1 tRNA gene and 2 pseudogenes are annotated in these 1,968 nt (G+C 60.3%); 1 reads left to right on the top strand and 2 read right to left on the bottom strand.

From position 1 onward, the window contains the following. Positions 1-399 precede the first annotated feature (399 nt). Positions 400-999, bottom strand: a pseudogene (locus CFB24_RS24145) (reverse transcriptase domain-containing protein); the annotation flags it as partial. 73 nt (positions 1,000-1,072) lie between these two features. On the opposite strand from CFB24_RS24145, the pseudogene CFB24_RS22155 reads away from it, so the two are divergent. Then, a pseudogene (locus tag CFB24_RS22155) lies at positions 1,073-1,390 on the top strand (IS110 family transposase); the annotation flags it as partial. Between the two features lie 484 nt (positions 1,391-1,874). On the opposite strand, the gene CFB24_RS22150 reads toward CFB24_RS22155, so the two are convergent. Continuing rightward, positions 1,875-1,951 (bottom strand) — tRNA-Met (locus CFB24_RS22150). Positions 1,952-1,968: the final 17 nt, after the last annotated feature.

The raw sequence follows: 1,968 nt of genomic DNA, 5'->3' as shown, positions 1-1,968 counted from the left end.
ATTACAGCATCGCTACATGAGCCTGGAGACGATGGCCAGCCTCGCCGACGAACCCGCATCGCCCCCCAAAATCGCAGCCTGAAGAGGCGAGACGAACGCCCCAAAATTTCCACCACCTTGACGGACGCGATCATTTATGGCGTGCAGCCAGGCACGACAGACTTCTGCTCGGAACATCCCCAGCCGTTTCAGGTTGCCGGCCACGGCGTGATAGTTCAGATAGCCTTGCACCACGCGCTTGAGCCAAGCGCCGATGACTTTGAGCGGACTGTGCCGCTGTCGCATCAGACTTGACCGAAGCGCTTTCAAGGTCGCCACCATTCGTTTGGCCACGGTCAATCGCCGCAAGATGAAGCTTCCGTTCTTCCGCCTCTTCGCGCAGATATGCGTGAAGCTGAGGAAGTCAAAGGTTTCAGGGCGACGTTGGCCGCGCCGGGCGCGACGTTCGATTGCATAGCGTCCAAACTCCAGGATTCGCGTCTTCGCCTCATTGAGCGCGAGACCGAACTGGGCCAGCCGTGTCCGCAGGCTGTCGAGATACGCCCGCGCATCGCCGGGATACTCGAAGCCCACAACGCTGTCGTCAGCATATCTGATGACGATCGCATCCCCTTTGGCATCATGCCGTCGCCACCGATGCGACCAGAGATCAAAGACGTAGTGCAGATAAACATTGGCAAGCAACGGCGAGATCACCGCTCCTTGCGGCGTGCCCACCTGCGCCGCCGTTCCGACTCCGTTCTCGATAGTTCCGGCGCTCAGCCATTTGCGGATCAGGCGCAGAATTGCGAATTCCGATTCAATCCGGCCACTGATTCCGATTTGAAGCCGGCCGGGGATTCCGATTTGAAGCCGGCCGCCATTCCGAAATGAAGCCGGCCACCTGAGCCGGGTTTTCGGCTCACGAAGTTTGCTCACCGCAGGCCAGCAACTGCGGCAATCCTGCCTCGTCGATGATCGACGGGAGATTGGAATGCCGGCGAAGCGGGAACTGAGCATGCGACAACTGCGAAACTTGTTACGGCTTCACCACGACGGGGTGAGCGCACGCGAGATTGGCCGGCTTCTCTCGCCCTTTGTGGCGCGCGTCGTGATCGCTAATCCGCTTCAGGTTAAAGCGATCGCGCAAGCTCATGTGAAGACGGACAAGATTGACGCGGGCACGCTCGCCAGCCTGCACGCGGCGGGCTATCTGCCGCAGATCTGGACGCCTGACGCGGGGACCGAGCGAGCGCGGCGGCTAGTGGGGCGGCGCTATCAAGTGGTCCGGCATCGCACCCGCGTCAAAAACGAAGTGCATTCGATTTTGCACGCCCATCTGATTCCGCAATGTCCTCACGCCGATTTGTTCAGCCGCGTCGGGCGAGACTGGCTTTTGCGCCAGCCGATCAAGCTTCAGTAACTCGACCATAACCGAAGAGGGCGCGATGACCGCCCCGGCAAAGCCGGCGGCCTCCGCTAAGCGGAGCTCCGCCCGCCGGCTCACTCAGAAAATCTCCACCACGTTCGTGGACGCTACCCCATAAAGCGCCGCAGCCAACGTTCGCGCATGACTTGGGAGCGTTTCCAGCGCTTCATCGCGCTCTATATCCCCAAGGTGCGCACCTTGCATCCTTATCCAAACCAGCGCGGCGCGTCATGACTCAAGGCAGGAGCCGTATGCGGTAGTGCCGCACGTACGGATCTGAGCGGGGGGCGTGGGGAAACTCACGTCCCTACCGCGACCTTACAATGAGCGGAAGGATCGGGAATTGCCGAATCGGCGAAGCCAAACGCGATAATGCGACGTCGGCGGATAGGAAGGCATGGTTTTGGTGGGGAGACGCGCAAAGCCGCCCCGGATTACGGAGCGGCTTTGGCTTTATGATTTCTATTGGTTGCGGGGACAGGATTTGAACCTGTGACCTTCAGGTTATGAGCCTGACGAGCTACCGGGCTGCTCCACCCCGCGTTATGTTTGGCTGCTGA

Origin of the sequence: Rhodoblastus acidophilus, from assembly GCF_900187365.1 — a bacterium.
Lineage (GTDB): Bacteria > Pseudomonadota > Alphaproteobacteria > Rhizobiales > Beijerinckiaceae > Rhodoblastus > Rhodoblastus acidophilus.
Note: the sequence above shows the minus strand (reverse complement) of the source record. Positions and strands in the feature narration are given on the sequence as shown.